Source organism: Pleomorphomonas diazotrophica (genome assembly GCF_002844595.1).
In the GTDB taxonomy this organism is placed as follows: Bacteria; Pseudomonadota; Alphaproteobacteria; order Rhizobiales; family Pleomorphomonadaceae; genus Pleomorphomonas; species Pleomorphomonas diazotrophica.
The window spans coordinates 386,197-402,440 of record NZ_PJNW01000005.1; the positions used below are offsets into that span (position 1 = coordinate 386,197).

A 16,244-nucleotide genomic window follows, 5' to 3' on the forward strand; every position below is an offset into this window, starting at 1 on the left:
GCAGTCAGGTAACAAGGATCGTGTCCCATTGCGTGTTGTAAATGCGGCTTGGCCTCGGCGCTTTCCGGCACCACTTGGATGATCAGCGTGCCACAGCTGGCAAACTGACGATTGGATCATCGTTGAACTGGCTGATGGTTTCCAGATGCTATGGGGCACGCGCCGGTCTGTGGCAAGCTGGCGCTCCTCGAGATCTTGGAGACGCCTCATGCCTTATCAATTTACTGCCAGCCGCGCAATAACGGCCTTCGATCAGGATTGCACCCTCATCGTTGTTATCGAGATGGGTCAATCGACATGGCTCGTCACCGGATTGCTTCCGGGCGTCGAACGCCAGCCGCTGAAGAAGCTAGGACCAGATCCCGATAGTCTATTTGCTCTGATCGATCGTTGGCGTCAGGAGTGCTGCCAATCTGGCCGGAAGATCGAGCGTCTGGTCGTTGCTTATGAGGCCGGGCGGGACGGTTCTGGCTGGCGCGATGGCTTGGCGACCGCGGTGTCGAGGCGCATGTCATCCATTCAAGCAGCGTGGCTGTGTCCCGAGATCGCCGCCGTGCGAAGACAGATCGTCTCGACGCGGCCTTGCTCCTTCGGGTGGTACTCGGTTGGCTTCGCGGCGAATCTGGCCGTTACAGCATGGCAGCAACACCTTCAATTGAGGACGAGGACGCGAAGCGTCCGACGCGCGGACGCGAAAATCTCATCGGCGAGCGTCCACGCAACGCTGAGCGGTGCTTTGGCATCAGTCCAGTGTATCAAGTGATGTAGGACAGCCACTCCCAAACCCGTTACTAAATACTTTGTCGCCAACGCCTCACAGAACGAAACTTGTAAATCCCGCCGTGTAAACCCAATAAATTGGGAAAACACGTGAAAACCGCTTTAGCAGGTAAGGTTTCAAAGCGCTCAGTCGCCCAAGATGCTTCCCTTGTGCGGCATAGATAATAAACCCCGACAGAACGAAGAAATAATCTAAGCCGAAGGCGCCGGCCTTTAGCCATCCATCAAAGAAGTCCAGACCACCGTACTTTTCTACGGCCATAAGAACTGTCATATGTGAGAACAGTACGGCAGTAGCAACTAGGGCTCGCCCTGCCTGGAGCGAAGTAAACATGGCTTTATATCTCCCGCACTAAGCGAACTATACATTCACCTACCCCTAGTATCGAGAATAATTCTCCTCATAAACCCTCTGATCTGATTCGCATTCTCCCTGGAAAGCTCAAGAATATTCTCAGGAAACCGCTCCGGAGGGGAGCCAATCAAGCCTAGACCATGAGCCAGTAAATCATCGACCTTCTGATCCGTACATTGTAATAATGGCAAGCAGATATTCTCCCGTCCGATTTGCCGATAAAAGCGTTGCGTTTTTGAATGAGTCGGGAACGAAATCACCCGCTTTCCAAGCGCTGTCGCGACAATACCCAGATGCAATTTACTTGTAATCACCAAATCCGCAGCGGAGATCCGTCCAATTAGCTTTTCGACCCCGTCATATGGAAGGAACTCAGCATCTCTTAATTTCGACTGTACTTTTTCAAAGCATACTTTGTGACCATTAGAAACCTCTGTCCCCCTCTGGTCAGATATACCAACAACCTTCAAGTCATCACGTGCGAGTTGACGAGAGAGTTGGCGTTCGAGAAACTGCCCCTCCCGGGTAAGCAATGAGCGATCTAGCTGCACCAACACGAGCCGGCGCCCGTCCTTCGGAGCGATTCTGTCCCGCTCTTGAGTTGCTTGGAGCGAAAGTGGAAGGTCTCGAAGACTGAGGGCAGCATCCGCCGATAGGCTTCCCTGCCCGAAGCCGTACTTACTGGCGTAATCCATGCTCTCGTTGTCACGAAAGGTCACGGATGTCGCATTGGACATAAGCTGGACCGCCTCGCGTCGGGCAAGCAGATTGGTTATAGGGCCAAAGCCCACGCCAGTAATGCAATAGGGCAATCCAGCCTGTTTGGCGGCCCGCATAACTGCCAAGTGTCGGTGTCGAAGTTTCTCTCCCCAGAACCATCGTCCTACCAAAGAGCGCGGCGGCTCTCCCAAATATCCACCGCCAATCATGATAACACCCGCGACGTCCGCTTTAGTGCTGGTCGCCAGATCTAGCTCACTCTGTAAGTACGCAGGAACACTAGTTCCAACAGGAATCCCCCCTGCCTCCTGGACCCAATTGGCGAAGATTTTTGCCAAAAGAATGTCCCCAAAATTCTCGACCTCGAATGCTCCGTGAAGGCGAACTCTGAGTTTCTCTTTCATCAATTGAGTATCCTAGCGGAAATGAGGGTTAAAATAGAGTTCTTCCGTACTGAATAAGGAAGCCTACTATACAGAGTACCAAATAGCCATATCCCGTCCAGCTGCAGGAACACGCGAGGTAAAATAATAACCACTAAGATCCCAGACAAAATAACACCAATAGCCATGACAGCCAACTGCACTTCAGGACGTGCCTCCGATAGCAGAATCTCCACAGCTACAATACAAATTACAGTGACCATCGATAACGGCGCGGCAGCAAGATGCGTTCTTAAAAGCTTGACAAGCGCGATATCGATGTATTTTCCACACAAGTATATAGAAGCGACATATTGGCAGACTACCGCGCCCGTTACGGCAACCGAAACACCCAACAAGCCGTAGCGTACGCCGATCATACTTCCGGTGGCTGTAAGAACAAAAAACAGCGCCTGCAACGCCGCAACAAGCCAGGATCGCCCCAATGCCCTCAACACGGCACTGGTTATCCTTTGAGCAGAGCGAAAGATAAGCACCGCTGCCATAATCGCCACTATTTGAGGGGCGTCTCCCCAAGCAGCCCCCAACAAGACAGCACAGATTTGTTGTGACGCTAGAATTACGAACACCGAAATAGGTGTCATGATTATCGAAATAGAACCGATGGCTTTGGTATATGCCTCACCCAGTCGCCCCGTTTCCCCCTGAATGCCCGAGAATGAGGGAAACAACACATCTTCTATCACTTGCCCAAAAATCAGCGCAGGGTACCGCGCAATCTGCAGCGCTCTTGAGTACACTCCCACTAGCGGCAGCGGCAAGAACACTCCCACTACCATTCTATCCGCTTGATTCGCCAATGAGTTAAGAATGCGGGCAAAAGAGTATCCAGAGCCGAAGCCGGCAATGGCTTTGTGTGCCGCACGATCCAACGTGAAGCGGCTCTCAAATCTAACGCTAGAGAACATAAGAATGGTTATAACTGACGCCTGGGAAACCTGAGCAAATATCAGAGACCAAGCTCCGCAGCCACGATATGCCGCAAAAACACCTACAATTCCATATCCTATTGTGTACGAGACTACTTGTCGCAGTCCAAGTAGTCTAAATTTCTTGCCTCGCGATGCAAGCCCTAAGGGAACTAGAGACAGCGAGCGTATGAAGAACGTGACTGACAATGCTTGTATAAGAGGCGTAACACCTGGTGCATTCATTAATCCGGCAATTGGCCAACTCAACAAATAGACAGCACCAGTCGACAAAGCTCCAACAAGCAGAGAAGAGGTGAAGGCGGCTCGAACAATAATTGGCGTAAGATTCTTCTTTTGAACTAGCGCTTGGCTAACTCCCATCGTTGCCAAACCAGTGACGAAGTCGGTCACAATATTTGCAACAGCTACGAGGCCGAACTCGCTTGGAGTGAGTAAGCGCGCCAGAATTGCAAAAATGACGATCTGCAATATTGTTTGCACCACTGCTGACGCACCCAGCCACAAGCCACCATTGACAACGGTGGACGACAGCCGACTATTATGCTCAGGACGTGGATGTCTTTCCGGACCTACAATCATACCGTCGTTCCAAATACTGCTTGTTCGTATAGATCCACGCTTTTCTTTATTGTGAAGTCTAAACCCCTTGCTCGTGAACGCGCCGAATTATGTTCTTCACCAATTGTAGCCAAAATTGCATCACTCATTGCGAGAGCAGAGGCTGTGAAAAACCGGCCACCAAGGAGATCGAAAAAGCCGCGCGGATATGATGTTCGGTAAGCTCGCGTTGTTGTACAAGCGATTGGCCGGTACCAAGAGCCGCCAAGCCCGTGGCTAGGTCGACGAAAATGCCCGCGATGGCGACTTTGCCGAACTCGACCGGAGCAAGCAGACGAGCCAGCACCGCGAAAATTACGATCTGCAGAATAAATAGCCTGTAGAACTGCGGCGGCACCCATCCAGTAGGCACCTGAAAGCACAGTATCAGCTAGAGATTCTGTGGGGCTATTTTCAGAAGGAGCTGAAGGATCTAAAGGCTTCATGACACTGGCCTCTGCGGGAACAGCGCGTTTAGGTATAGCGAAGAGCTGCGGGCGATAGTAAATTCTAGGCCTCGAGCTTTACTTTGAGACGAATTTGCCGGCCTATCCAAGGTGTCGCGTATAGCCTGCGCCATTGCATCTGGATCGCCAACTGGCACAAGTCTTCCGTATCGATCGCCATCGACAATTTCGCTGGGACCACTTGGACAATTGGTTGCTACAACAGAAGCCCCACTTGCCAACGCTTCAATTAACGCGTTGGGCAGCCCCTCGTAGCGGGAGGAAAGTACGAACACGCTACATTTCGACATAAAGCAAAACGGATTTGAGACGAAACCTGGCAACTCAATATCACTCCCAAAACTAGACTTCGCCTTAAGTAATTCAAGTTCGCCCCGAAGCGGTCCCTCCCCGATAATCATCAACCGACATGGACGCTGATTTCTGAGTCGTTCGAAAGCCTGGATAAGGGTCTGAAAGTCCTTTTGTCGGTCGAGCCTACCTACGCCGAGAATAACCGGAAGCTGGTCGTGGAACCAAGGATGTTTAGGCGTGAGCTCGGCGTACGCGAGAAGTTCAGGCGTCACAACCGGATTTATGGGGATGACTGTTATTCTTGCTAGATCAAGATGTGCCCATTTCGCGAGGTCTTTGGCCAAATCTGAAGCAAGCGCCACAATTACGTCTGCGTAGCGATAAAAGAAGGGTGCCAATCGATAAGCGAGGCGGGTGGCACGATGCGGGCTTTCCGTTGCTGCGACAGACGGGAAAAGGCCCTCTCGAATTAGGACCCTCGTCGACCCGCCAGCCAACAACTTAGCGGCAATGACCGCGACGTTGCAGGCAGGCTCGGTAACCAGTATAGCATCCGGTCGTTCGCGGCGTAGGTAGCGCGCTAACGCGAGAATGGCTCCGGAGATGCGCTTAGGTCCCAATTTGGTCAGCTTTACCTTATCCGATAGTTCCTCCTTAAAGTTTCCGTCCTCTTCTAAAACCAACGCTTCAACCGAATGGCCGGCTTCGGCAAAGCCACGTGCAAGCCTCACCATAGCTCGCTGGGCGCCGCCACCCGCCATGCTCCTAATGAAGAATGCGATTTTTCTCGTCAAAACCTCTACCTCGTCTTTTCGGAAGTTTACAATCGCTTGATCTCTTGCCAAGCCGAATTCATCTAAAGCTTGGCGAGGCTAGTGGGTTGACCGAAGCGGAAGTGTCCGAAAACGGATTCCGCTTGTCAAACGTATGCGCGAGTCTGGCGGATGCGCAATGGGCTATCGATCACTCTTGACGATGCTGACCGGCGACTTGCCGCTGTGGTTTCGGATCATAGCACACCACAGAAACACGTCTGGCGTGCGCAGATTGCGAGGGACCGCGGGCGTCCGGGACGAGCGCGGCCAGACGTTCGGCGAACCCAAGATGCCGCTCGACCTGAGTCAGCAGCATGACGCCGCTATCCGACGACATCCGGCCACCATTGAAGGCGGCGACGATCTTCTTTCGGGCAACGGCTGGAAATTCGAGGGTCGGAGCAGTATCAACGATCATGGCGGGTGTGGCGGAGTGGGTGGACCGGGTCGGTGTAGGCAACCATATCCTATTCCACATCAACCCTTATGCTACACTCGCCAGGTCAAAACCGCGTCCCGGTGAATAATACATCTAGTCCTGTTGACAAAAGAAATTCCCAAATCGTTCCTGTATGATTCAAGGCTGGTCTTTGCGGAGTTCAGCTGATGCGGGGCGCCCCTGACGGACAAAGAATGGGTAGTTATTGGCGATCTGTTGCCCTCCGAACGAGGGCGCTGGTCACGCCGATCCTGGGATAACCAGCGCCTTCTCAGTGGCATGCTCTACGTCTTGCGGGTCGGCTGCCCCTGGCGCGACATGCACGAGCGATACGACAAGTGGAACTCGGTCTATGTCCGTTTCCGGCGCTGGGCTGAGCAAGGCGTGTGGGGTGCGCTTCTGGATACGCTGGTCGAACTCGGACTCACCGATGACTGGCAGCACGTGATCAACAGCACCACCGTCCGGGGCCATTCGCAGGCTGCGGCGCAACAAGGGGACTCATAAGGAAGGCTTTGGTCGAAGCCGCGGCGGCTTTACGAGCAAAATCAACGCCCGCTCAGACGGTCAGGGACGTCCACTTGGCTTCAAGCTGACCGGCGGCGAAACATCCGACTATCTCGCCGTCGACGACCTAATGGGCCTACCGCTCGGCAAACCGCGCATACTGCTGGCCGACAAGGGATACGACAGCGACGCGGTGCAGGAGTGACTGCTGTTGCAAGGCATTCTGCCTGTCATCCCACCCAGATCGAACCGTGTCGAGCCACCATCCTGCAACTTCAGACACTATTGGGACAGAAACTGCATCGAGTGGATGTTCAATCGCCTCAAGCAGTTCCGCCGCATCGCCACGCGCTATGACAAGACGGCCAAATCCTTCCTCGCCTTCCTCAACATCGCGGCTGTCAGGCTATGGCTGCCCACTTTTGTCAACAGGACCTAGCCATGGACAGATGGACTCTTCAACCATACCGTTTCGCGAGGTAGTGCACGGCCAACTTGATTACGGCGCAGCCTCTCATTGCTGTCCGCGACATAACAGGTGATGATGACCGTTATAATCCAAATTCCCGTATTGGCCCTGAAGAATAGGGCCCCGGCTACACCAATGACCGAAAATGTGAGCATAACGCAGAGGAGTAGACCGGATACCTTGTCTCCACGAAGAACCAAAACAAAAAGGTAATAGATTCTACTAAAAATGAACAAGCACTGAGTTAGTAGCCCAATAATCCCAACATCGAGCAATATCTCTATGTATGCGTTGTGTGCATGCCCAATATCCGCCATCCAACTCGTATTTCCAAAATAGGTCGCAGCGTGATCCCAAAATGCCAAGTAGCCCACACCAAGCCAGAGGTTGTCATCAATGATTGGAACCAGGGCTTTCCAAATAGATGTGCGCCCTGTCAGACTTGAATCGCGACCAAGCATCTCAAGGACATACTCAAAATATCCTTGCGGATCAGACAGCAGAGCTAGAACGGCGAAGGCCACGGCCGTCACCATGAACACTCTTAACGAGCGAGCGGTTCGAAACGCCGTCACGCTCAAGTACGAGATACCCGCAAAGGCCAGAGCCGCCACGCCGGTGGCCGAGCCAGTGCGGATTAACATTAGCAATCCTGCCGCGAACAATACATGGCGGAACCTCCCAATCCAGCCGGCTTTCTCAGTTCCTGCCAGAAAGAGCAGAAACAAGCACGCTAACCACGCAGCCTGATTCTTGAACCCAACAAGTCCTCGCCATTGGCCTGCAAACCTTCCCGTTGGATGAGTGCCCAAAGCGGGTAGAAAAATTGCCAGCGCTATTGAGAGTAAAGTAAATATTGCTAAGTTTTTTGCGATGAATTGGATCACTCCAATTTTTTCATTCTCAATATATATTAGTATTGCGACACAAGTGGTCCCAATCAAGGCGATAATCTTCTTCGTGCTCAGCATTGGATCGATTGACCATAAAGGCGAAATCGCTATAATCAACATAGCCAGTATTAGACTCTTGTTATTAGACAATAGATTAATGAATCTCTCTCTTCGACCCGGACGCATTAGTATTATAAACGATCCAACCTGGAGAGTAAGAGCTAGAAACGGATACAACCACGTGTTTCCACCACCACCCTCACTCGGTTCGAGGACATGCGTAAGTCCACCCAGAAAGAAAAAGAACGCGCAATTGCAGAAGGCCAGTATTGCGAGACTTTTTCTTCCCGGCCGCTCCTGAGCACTAATAATTTCTTCTTCGGAAATGATTCTTTTCGTCATCTATTATCCAAGCTCGCTCTGAGAGCCCAACCCAAAAAGAGTTGAGCGATTTCAGTGGATGTGATTCTGTTCAGTTGCAACACTGAACGGAACCACCGAGGCCCTGGACCGAAACCGCTCAACGCGAGTATGCGAGCGCCTCGGCTTACGACGGTGATATCGTCACGATCGACTCGACCTGTGTCCGCATGAGGTGGTCTGGGAAACTGAACCTTCGGCAGTCTGCTTCTTCCAGGCATTGATCAACGTCTGGTGCACACAGTGTTTTGCCGCCAATTGCGTCAGCGTCAGTTCTCCCGGATCGCTTCCAAAGCCCATTTGCTTAGAAAGCGGTCGAATACTTCTGCTTCTTCACGGTCATCCCCGTTCGTCCTGCTCGCCAAACGGGGCTAAGCTCAAATCACCGGTCCGGCAATTAGCGCCAGCTCAATCATGCTCAATCATGCTAGCTCCGCCCTATGCCAGATTTGTACGCAATGATGCTTAAAGACGACATCAGGTCACCCATTTCCATCAGCTACTTATGGCTTCCATGTATCCCTTTACCATTTTCTCAGTTGAATACAATTTCGAGCGCTGAACTCTTTTCTGCACATCTTTGTCCCCAACAGCTTGTTCGATCTTCGCTAACCATTGAGAATGCTCAAGTGGCGCGAACCAAGCCGCATCACCAGCGACTTCTTTCGCGACTGGCAACTCGTTCGACACAATCGGAACACCTTGAGATAAGGCCTCAACCAGCGTCCGGCCGAACCCTTCATAATGTGACGGGAACAATAGTACGTCAATTGCTCTGTAGAATTCAGTTATCGCGACCCCATGCACCTCCCCAACAAACTTGACGCGACACCCGACTTGGAGCCGCGCGACCATATCTTTAAGCTTAGACTCCTCAGGACCACCACCACAAATTAAAAGGAATGCATTCGGCATGAAAGTCAATAGTTCTATCGCAAATCCGATATTTTTCTGCGGGTGTAGTCTTGCAATGCACCCAAGTATAAGATATCCTTCGGGTAATTCATACCTTAAACGAGAGTGAGACTTACTTGCTTCTGTATATGCCAATGAAGGTGTTGCATTATGGACGACAGAAATACGGCGCCTATATGAAACAGGGTAACTGAAAAATGAATCCTTAACAGCATGACTTACAGCAATATTTCTTTTGTAGACTCCGATGGTTCCGAATAGTTTGTCACATAGAGCCCCTGCTGCAGACTGCTCTGTTGATGGATTCCTTTGGGTTGCGATACAGCGCGTCGACCAGCTCACGCAGCGCGAGAGCCCAGCAAAGATGTTTGCGGCCGGCGTAAATCCTATGATTGCGTCAGGTTTCTCACGCCAAACATATCTCATAAAAGAAAAAAATGCTTTGGCCCAACCTGCTGTGGTTGCCGTCCCGCGGTGCAGGGTTATCTGCCGCTCCGGTTGAGGTTTGAAAGTCGCATCTCGCTCCTGAATGAAGAATATCTTGGTGTCGATACCACTATTTGAAAACTCAGAGCATATGAGAGCCGCGTTAAGCGTAGCCCCGCCAACCCCCTGGCGGTTACATATAAGAAATACCTTCATCTCTTTCCCTTTGCCCACGGTTGTGAGGACTACAGCGAACTTCGACCGGTTGCACTCAAATCCGGCTTTCAAACCGTCTGCCCAACAGCGGCGCCGATTTGACCTCCCAGACGACGCTGCCACGCCTGCGGAACGCGCTGACCTTGAGCGACCCCAACGGCCTGACCTACGCACTGGTCGACCAGTGAACGGCGAGCTACGGGGCGCGCCGCCCAAAACGTCACGCTTGACATCGACGTCGCCCACGGCCGCCGGCAGCTGTCGCTGTTAAATGCCCGTCATGGCGACTACTGCCGTGTGCCGATCCATTTCTACGCTACCGGGCTTACGATGGCCACTGTTCTGCGCCGGGCAAGATGCCACCCGGCGTCAAAGTGCGCGCCTACATTCGCCACCTTGTCCGCCACATTCGGGCCAAGTAGCTAGCAACCCGCATCACGATCCGCGGTAATGGCCACGATGCAAGGCCCGACGCCATAGACTTCTGCGAGGCGCACGCAGCCACTACCTCTTTCGCCTGACGGGAGTAAAGCCACTAGTCGCCAAGTTACGCGAGATCGCTGACACTGTCGCCACCACAAGCGCGGTCGAGAACCTCGACGGGGTGCGCGAATTCGTCTAAGTCCGCCCAAAGCCAAGGGTTGATAGCACGAGCGCCGCGCCGCTGCCCGTCCCGAAGCCACATCGGCCTCGACATCAGCTTCGTTGTCACCAACATCGACAAAGTCGCTTCGCGCATCGCTTCCGAGAGACTCTACTGAGCCCTAGCCTAGCCGGAAGTCTGATCAAGGCCTACAAAGCCCATCTAGTTCCCGTCCACGCGATATCTCAACAGAGCCGATTTCGCCACCATCCGGCTGCACCTTCACAAAGTCGCCGTCCGCGTCCGGGCATATGCCACCCGCATTCGTCTTATCTACGCTACCAGGATTGCGACGACTTCGACCGGTGGCGCTCCGGCTAAGGGCGCGTTCCATTGCGGGGCAACGTAAACAACGCCGGAGAGGGCTGGCGAAGTGCGCCGACAAAGCCATGTAGCAGTACTATGCCAGGCTGGAGGCACCGACCATGGCCGCATACCTAAACCAAATGGCCTCCGGCAACCCGGCACGGTTCAGTCTACTTCTCATATTGCACAATCGGTCAGGAACGATCAGGTCCGCCGACAGGCTTCCCAACGGTCGCCTATACCACTCTCTATTCCGCCTATAGACGTCCTCAGGATAGCCTGTACCATTCGACGAACTTGGTCACACCCGTTGGAACGTCGGTTTCCGGCACATATCCGGTCAGTTCCCTGAGGAGGTCGGGTGCGGCATAGGTCTGGGGGAGGTCGCCCTTCTGCATGGGCAGGAGGTTGCGGATGGCTGGTTTGCCGAGTGCCTGTTCGATCGCCGCGATGAAGTCGAGAAGTCCGACCGGCTGGCCACCGCCGATATTGACGACACGGAACGGCGCCTGCCTCGACAGCGTGTCGGTGATGCCGTCGGCTGTGACGCGGTTGTCTTCGCTCGGGACGACAGGCACCAGGCGGACGATCGCCTCGACGAGGTCGTCGACATAGGTGAAGTCGCGCCGCATGTTGCCTTCGCCATAGACGTCGATCGGCTCGCCCTTCTCGATGGCATGGGCGAACTTGAACAACGCCATGTCCGGCCGGCCCCAGGGACCGTAGACGGTGAAGAAGCGGAAGGCGGTGGTAGGGATCTTCCACAGGTGGGCGTAGGAATGGCCCATCGCCTCCATCGCCTTCTTGGTGGCGGCGTAAAGCGTCAGCGGCTCGTCGGTCTTGTCGGCCTCGGCAAACGGCACCTTGTCATTGGCGCCATAGACCGATGAGGTCGATGCCAGCATCAGGTGCTTGACCTCGCATTGCCTGGCGAGCTCCAGCACGTTCCAGCTACCGGTGAGGTTGGCGTCGACATAGGCCTTTGGGTTCTCGAGGCTGTAGCGGACGCCGGCCTGGGCGGCGAGGTGGACGATCACCTCGGGTTCGGCGAGCTCGGCCGCCTGCTGGAGGGCCGCGGCATCCTCGAGCTGGCCAATCACCGCCCGAAAGCCGTTCGAGCGCTCAAGAATGGCATGGCGCGCCTCCTTGAGACGGACATCGTAATAGGGCGTCATGCCGTCGAAGCCGGTGACGAAATGGCCGTCGTCGAGAAGGCGCCTCGCCAGATGAAAGCCGATGAAGCCGGCCGTGCCGGTGATCAGGAACCGCATTATTCCGCCGCCTCGGCTACCTGACCGGCGGTCGGTGATCCCCTGCCGACGCTGGTGTAGGCGAAGCCGTGGCGTTCGATCTCCTCGGGGCGGTAGCGACCGTCCGCGCAGGCGCGCCATTTTGGTCGAAAGCCCTGTTTCATCAATGAAGACGAGACGCGCTGGATCGAGGTCGGGTTGGCCATCGAACCACGCCTGACGTCGCTTCAGGAGATCTGCTTGTTCCTGCTCCAGAATGCAACACTCGCGTAGTTTTCGAGTGCCTGGTCGTCCTTGACTGCGCGTTGGATCAGAAACTTCTGGAAACCGCCGTCTGTAAACATGTCCGCCAGGCTGGTGATCATCAAAATCGTCGCCACCGCACCAAAGGCTTCAGGCGATAAAAAGCGCGCCAGGATGAGTTGGGTGATTGGCGTGATGAGTCTCGCACTCACCTCCGTCAACAGGGACCACTTTGTCGCCCGGCGGGCCTTCTGATTGAGTTCGTCAACTGAAGGAACATCTACTTGGTGGGGCGACTTAATAATCATGATGTACTTACTAATGTTGATTTCAAAAAGAAATTCTTCGACGGAGTATGTCATGGCAAAATGCCGCCATGCCCAACGGGTAGATAACAGCGTAGCGTTTTATCAATCTACGAGGCTCCTGAGCGATACGATACAGCCAGCGTAAATTCAATCTGTTCATCCATGCCGGATAGTAATCGCCGCCCCGGGCAGAGACCAGTTGATCTAGGTAACCTCCGCAGGTAAAACCCGTGCCGCGCCAGCCTTTCTCTCTCAGTTTATGCAGAAAATCTTCCTGGCGCGGGGTCCCCATACTGCAGACAACAACATCGCAAAGAAATGCACGGGACAGCAACTCATCCTCTATGTTTTCTGGGTAAAATCCATCCGAAATCATGGTGATTTGCAAATCCTGGTAGCGCATCCGCAATAGTCTGACCGCCTCGGCCGCAATACCCGGCGCTGAACCAACAACACCGAGACTCAAGCCTTTGGCTACACATTGTTTCAATACAACGGGCGCCAGCGAAGTGTCATCGAAACTATAGCGTTCCGCACGACGCCTCATCAGGCGTAAAATAAATATCAGAGCAACCCCATCATAGAAAAAGCAAAATGACTTCCCGGACAGATACGCAAGGCGTTGTTTTCGCAAAACCAGATAGGCATAGGGATTCAAGAACGTATTGTTCCGCCCATTCAGCCATTCTTGTGGCCTCGACTTTTCCTGCATGTTGTTTGTCTAATTTTCTCGGTCTATCGCTTGCGAACTTGGATAAGTCTCTTTCGAGATTGCGGGAGTATCGTAGTTGCGAATAATGGGGATGTGCAGGCACTACGCGATGTATGTCATATAGTCTGACAATGGCTTTCGGTCAGAGATTGGCACAATGGTTTCATCCTTAAAGGCACCAACAGCGACAAACATGATGATTTGCTCCGAATCATGCACATTGATCAATGCGCGGACATCGCGTTCATCCGCAGCATTCATCATGGCGTTCAAGGGTACTGCCGCCAAACTTTCGCACTCCAAACCATAAATGACACTCATTGCAAACAAACCGCCATCCACGAAAGCCTCATTGCGTTCTACTGGGCTCAAGAAAGCGCTATTGGTTACGGCAATAACAAGCACGCATTCTGGAAGGGTGGGATAGCCTTTAAATCCCCGCTGCAGACGAAGGGTTTCCTGCATTTTTTCCTTGTCAGTAACGACATAGACATGCCAGCCCTGCCTATTGCAGACGGAAGGCGTTTTTCCTGCGTTTCTCAAGACATTGCTGATTTTCTCGATATCAACCCTCTCCCCCGAGAATTCGCGGACGCTGGATCGGCCTTGTGAAAGCGCATAGAATCCTTTCGAGGAATTGTTCAACTTGTCTTTTGCGTAGATGGTTTTTGTGCCAGCGGCATCGAAAGTATCTCTTCCTACATGAAAAGATTGATCGACTACGTCGAGAGTGCCCAAGTCCAGACCTGCATCTTTACCGTGTGCATCGATGTATCTATGGACGATCGACCTGCCCTGAATATAGGTATATGTTTCGCGTGAATACCCCTTACCTGAATATACGACAAGCGCATCATTGAGATTGGCAAGGGCTTTTCTGCCAAATCCGACCCGCATGTTCTTGCCGCGCGACAATCCTTTTTCAATGGCGTGTACATTGTACATGATCCTGGCGCACAGCTGGTCGTAAGAATCGTCGAAGACAGAGAAAGCGGCGTAACGCGTAAATCTGCGGATATCCCTGTAAGCAAGGTAATGAAGACGTATCTTTTGTAGAAACTTTTTGGCGGTTTGATTCAACCGATTTGCATTCATCTTCATGCGGCGGCCCCATTATTCGTCGTATCTCTTATAGAGTAAGCTCTTCGTCTATCGAGTTTACTGAATCACTACTCCGCGCCCGCTGTCGGTGCCTTCATGATTGAAATTTCTAGCACGGCGACTTCAGTCATTGACAACTCCGAGATCGATCGCGCTTCGCAAATAATTCAAGGTGCGCGCGCGCTGATGCTCTCGCAGTACTCGCACAGGGCTAAAGTCAACTGCCTCTTCCATAAGTTCCGGCAAGGTTGACGGGTCATTCAAGGCCCTGCACTCCAGATTCATGCTACTCAAAAGGTATCCGAGCTTCTCGGAGTTCCCGTATCCAACGCCATGGCTCTTGCGAATTATGGTGGCGAATGGCACTTCGTTGATGATGGCGAAAATGGTGCCGTGAAATGTATCCGTTATCACCGCTTCCGCATCGCGGAAGTACGCCAAGAGTGCGAAAGGGTCGCAATCGATGAACTCATCGGCTGACGATTGCAGGCCGCCGAAGGCTAATACTTTCGCTCCGATATGGTTCGCATACTTACGAACGGCTTGGTTCTCAACATCGTTAAAGCGGCCCGAATACCCATACGCGATAATGTATTTAAACGACCTCTGCCGAGTTCCAGGAATTTTTGAATCTTGCGACAGCGGATAAACAAGGGTTGGATCCAGATGAATTTCCGGCCTCTCCCCGATGAGCTGAGAAACTATTTCTTGTGAATTGAAGTCTCTAACTGATATTGCGTCAAACTTCAGAAAATCTTCCTCGAGCTCTTTCCTAATTTTGTACGCATCGATTTTTTCCAGCGTCGTGTTACCGAAAGACGCTGCGTATGAAATCAGCTTTTTGGCTTTAGACTCGTGACCGAATAGATCCCGTGTGTAGCCGACATTTGTGTTATCCTGGACGCAGTTGAATACTTCATCGCTGCCGATTATCTGCAAATCGATATTTGCCTCATGACGGGGGGCAGCGGATATGCCAATGAGCGGAAAGTATTTGGATGCGTAATGGCTCTTATGATTGAAAAATCTGATTTTATCTAGGATGCGCGCCTCAGTTTTGCTGTATTCACTCACCTTTTCAAACGTCCTGCGTAGGCGTCCGCCCCCATTACGCTTGATATCAGGTGATTTGACCAGCGGCGGACCGGGAGTGTAATCAAGATAGTGAACCAGAGCATCATTGGTCGATTCCTCCACCAACTTCCGCAATGCATATGCCTGCAGCGAGGATCCATAGTTGTAGATCCGCTGCATTGACATAATTCCGATAGTTTTCATCTCAACTTCTCATTCTATACGTAGCGGTCGCGCTGCCTGTCCAAACAGGGCGAAGCCACGCGTTTTCTAGACCTGACGACGGCTTGTTCGTCGGTCAGCTGAATTCCAGGCGTTCCGTCTCGTAGCCGAGCCGCCACTCGACGAACCTTGCCAGCCTCTCAGCCAGCTTGACCTTGGGCGGATAACCACAGAACGCCCAGAGCTTGTCGATAGTGGCGCAGGTGGCAGTGACGTCGCCGGGCTGCATCGGCTCACGTTCTTGATGGCTTCGACGCCGAGCGCGGCTTCCAGCGTGGAAATCATCTCCATCAATCCTACCGGATCATTGTCGCCGAGATTGTAGACCTCGTGCCCGCCATGGATCGGAGGGCTGTCCAGAACCCCGACGATCCCGTCGATATAGATTGCGGGGCAATGTCAACAACAGGCCAGAAACTACTGGTGACGCGCGCCTACAAAGTCACGGAGCAGTATTACGCCAGGCTAGACGCACCGGCCATGGCTGCATACCTAAACCAAATGGCCTCCGGCAACCCGGCACGGTTCAGTCTACTTCTCATATTGCACAATCGGTCAGGAACGATCAGGTCCGCCGACAGGCTTCCCAACGGTCGCCTATACCACTCTCTATTCCGCCTATAGACGTCCTCAGGATAGCCTGTACCATTCGACGAACTTGGTCACACCCGTTGGAACGTCGGTATCCGGCACGTAT

The 16,244-nt window shown here is 52.9% G+C and carries 15 protein-coding genes and 3 pseudogenes; 2 read left to right on the plus strand and 16 right to left on the minus strand.

The window, feature by feature from the left end:
• Nucleotides 1-208 precede the first annotated feature (208 nt).
• On the plus strand, nucleotides 209-763 hold the full coding sequence (locus CXZ10_RS09865) for a hypothetical protein (protein ID WP_101288964.1): 555 nt from the start codon (nucleotides 209-211) through the stop codon (nucleotides 761-763).
• A 51-nt stretch (nucleotides 764-814) separates the two neighbouring features.
• On the opposite strand, the gene CXZ10_RS09870 is transcribed toward CXZ10_RS09865, so the two are convergent.
• The 6 genes from CXZ10_RS09870 to CXZ10_RS09895 form a co-directional block, all read right to left on the minus strand.
• Nucleotides 815-1,114 (minus strand): acyltransferase family protein, encoded by a 300-nt coding sequence (locus CXZ10_RS09870; protein WP_101288965.1) that lies wholly within the window; start codon nucleotides 1,112-1,114, stop codon nucleotides 815-817.
• A 35-nt stretch (nucleotides 1,115-1,149) separates the two neighbouring features.
• On the minus strand, nucleotides 1,150-2,259 hold the full coding sequence (locus CXZ10_RS09875; protein ID WP_101288966.1) for a polysaccharide pyruvyl transferase family protein: 1,110 nt from the start codon (nucleotides 2,257-2,259) through the stop codon (nucleotides 1,150-1,152).
• Nucleotides 2,259-3,809 carry a lipopolysaccharide biosynthesis protein gene (locus CXZ10_RS09880; protein ID WP_101288967.1) on the minus strand — a complete coding sequence of 517 codons (1,551 nt, stop codon included), beginning with the start codon at nucleotides 3,807-3,809 and terminating at the stop codon, nucleotides 2,259-2,261. The genes CXZ10_RS09875 and CXZ10_RS09880 overlap by 1 nt, the downstream gene beginning before the upstream one ends.
• 124 nt (nucleotides 3,810-3,933) lie before the next feature.
• A complete protein-coding gene (locus CXZ10_RS09885; RefSeq protein ID WP_180335934.1) occupies nucleotides 3,934-4,185 on the minus strand; it encodes an oligosaccharide flippase family protein in 252 nt (83 codons plus the stop codon).
• A gap of 84 nt (nucleotides 4,186-4,269) precedes the next feature.
• A complete protein-coding gene (locus tag CXZ10_RS09890; protein WP_101288969.1) occupies nucleotides 4,270-5,433 on the minus strand; it encodes a glycosyltransferase in 1,164 nt (387 codons plus the stop codon).
• A gap of 118 nt (nucleotides 5,434-5,551) precedes the next feature.
• Nucleotides 5,552-5,881 (minus strand): transposase, encoded by a 330-nt coding sequence (locus CXZ10_RS09895; RefSeq protein ID WP_101288970.1) that lies wholly within the window; start codon nucleotides 5,879-5,881, stop codon nucleotides 5,552-5,554.
• Between the two features lie 141 nt (nucleotides 5,882-6,022).
• Here CXZ10_RS09895 and CXZ10_RS21985 point away from each other — a divergent pair.
• Nucleotides 6,023-6,788: pseudogene (locus CXZ10_RS21985) on the plus strand (IS5 family transposase).
• On the opposite strand, the gene CXZ10_RS09905 reads toward CXZ10_RS21985, so the two are convergent.
• From CXZ10_RS09905 to CXZ10_RS21695, 10 genes and pseudogenes are all read right to left on the minus strand, one after another.
• Entirely contained in the window at nucleotides 6,785-8,113 is a 1,329-nt protein-coding gene (locus tag CXZ10_RS09905; RefSeq protein ID WP_101288971.1) for an O-antigen ligase family protein, read from the minus strand. The pseudogene CXZ10_RS21985 and the gene CXZ10_RS09905 sit on opposite strands and share 4 nt — an antisense overlap.
• A gap of 210 nt (nucleotides 8,114-8,323) precedes the next feature.
• Nucleotides 8,324-8,474 (minus strand): annotated as a pseudogene (locus CXZ10_RS21990) (transposase); the annotation flags it as partial.
• 152 nt (nucleotides 8,475-8,626) lie between these two features.
• Nucleotides 8,627-9,688: a glycosyltransferase gene (locus CXZ10_RS09910; RefSeq protein ID WP_101288972.1), complete on the minus strand. Its 1,062-nt coding sequence runs from the start codon at nucleotides 9,686-9,688 to the stop codon at nucleotides 8,627-8,629.
• A 1,218-nt stretch (nucleotides 9,689-10,906) separates the two neighbouring features.
• Nucleotides 10,907-11,908, minus strand: coding sequence for an NAD-dependent epimerase/dehydratase family protein (locus CXZ10_RS09920; protein ID WP_101289014.1), 1,002 nt, complete (start codon nucleotides 11,906-11,908; stop codon nucleotides 10,907-10,909).
• Nucleotides 11,909-11,983: 75 nt separating this feature from the next.
• Nucleotides 11,984-12,142, minus strand: a pseudogene (locus CXZ10_RS09925) (IS630 family transposase); the annotation flags it as partial.
• Nucleotides 12,115-12,492 (minus strand): oligosaccharide flippase family protein, encoded by a 378-nt coding sequence (locus tag CXZ10_RS09930; RefSeq protein ID WP_210199889.1) that lies wholly within the window; start codon nucleotides 12,490-12,492, stop codon nucleotides 12,115-12,117. The pseudogene CXZ10_RS09925 and the gene CXZ10_RS09930, both read right to left, overlap by 28 nt.
• Nucleotides 12,461-13,150, minus strand: coding sequence for a WecB/TagA/CpsF family glycosyltransferase (locus tag CXZ10_RS09935; RefSeq protein ID WP_101288975.1), 690 nt, complete (start codon nucleotides 13,148-13,150; stop codon nucleotides 12,461-12,463). Before CXZ10_RS09935 ends, CXZ10_RS09930 begins: the two co-directional genes overlap by 32 nt.
• 102 nt (nucleotides 13,151-13,252) lie before the next feature.
• Entirely contained in the window at nucleotides 13,253-14,251 is a 999-nt protein-coding gene (locus tag CXZ10_RS09940; RefSeq protein WP_101288976.1) for a nitroreductase family protein, read from the minus strand.
• Nucleotides 14,252-14,374: 123 nt separating this feature from the next.
• On the minus strand, nucleotides 14,375-15,505 hold the full coding sequence (locus CXZ10_RS09945; RefSeq protein ID WP_180335936.1) for a polysaccharide pyruvyl transferase family protein: 1,131 nt from the start codon (nucleotides 15,503-15,505) through the stop codon (nucleotides 14,375-14,377).
• A gap of 118 nt (nucleotides 15,506-15,623) precedes the next feature.
• Nucleotides 15,624-15,776, minus strand: coding sequence for a hypothetical protein (locus CXZ10_RS21695; RefSeq protein ID WP_210199890.1), 153 nt, complete (start codon nucleotides 15,774-15,776; stop codon nucleotides 15,624-15,626).
• Nucleotides 15,777-16,244 lie beyond the last annotated feature (468 nt).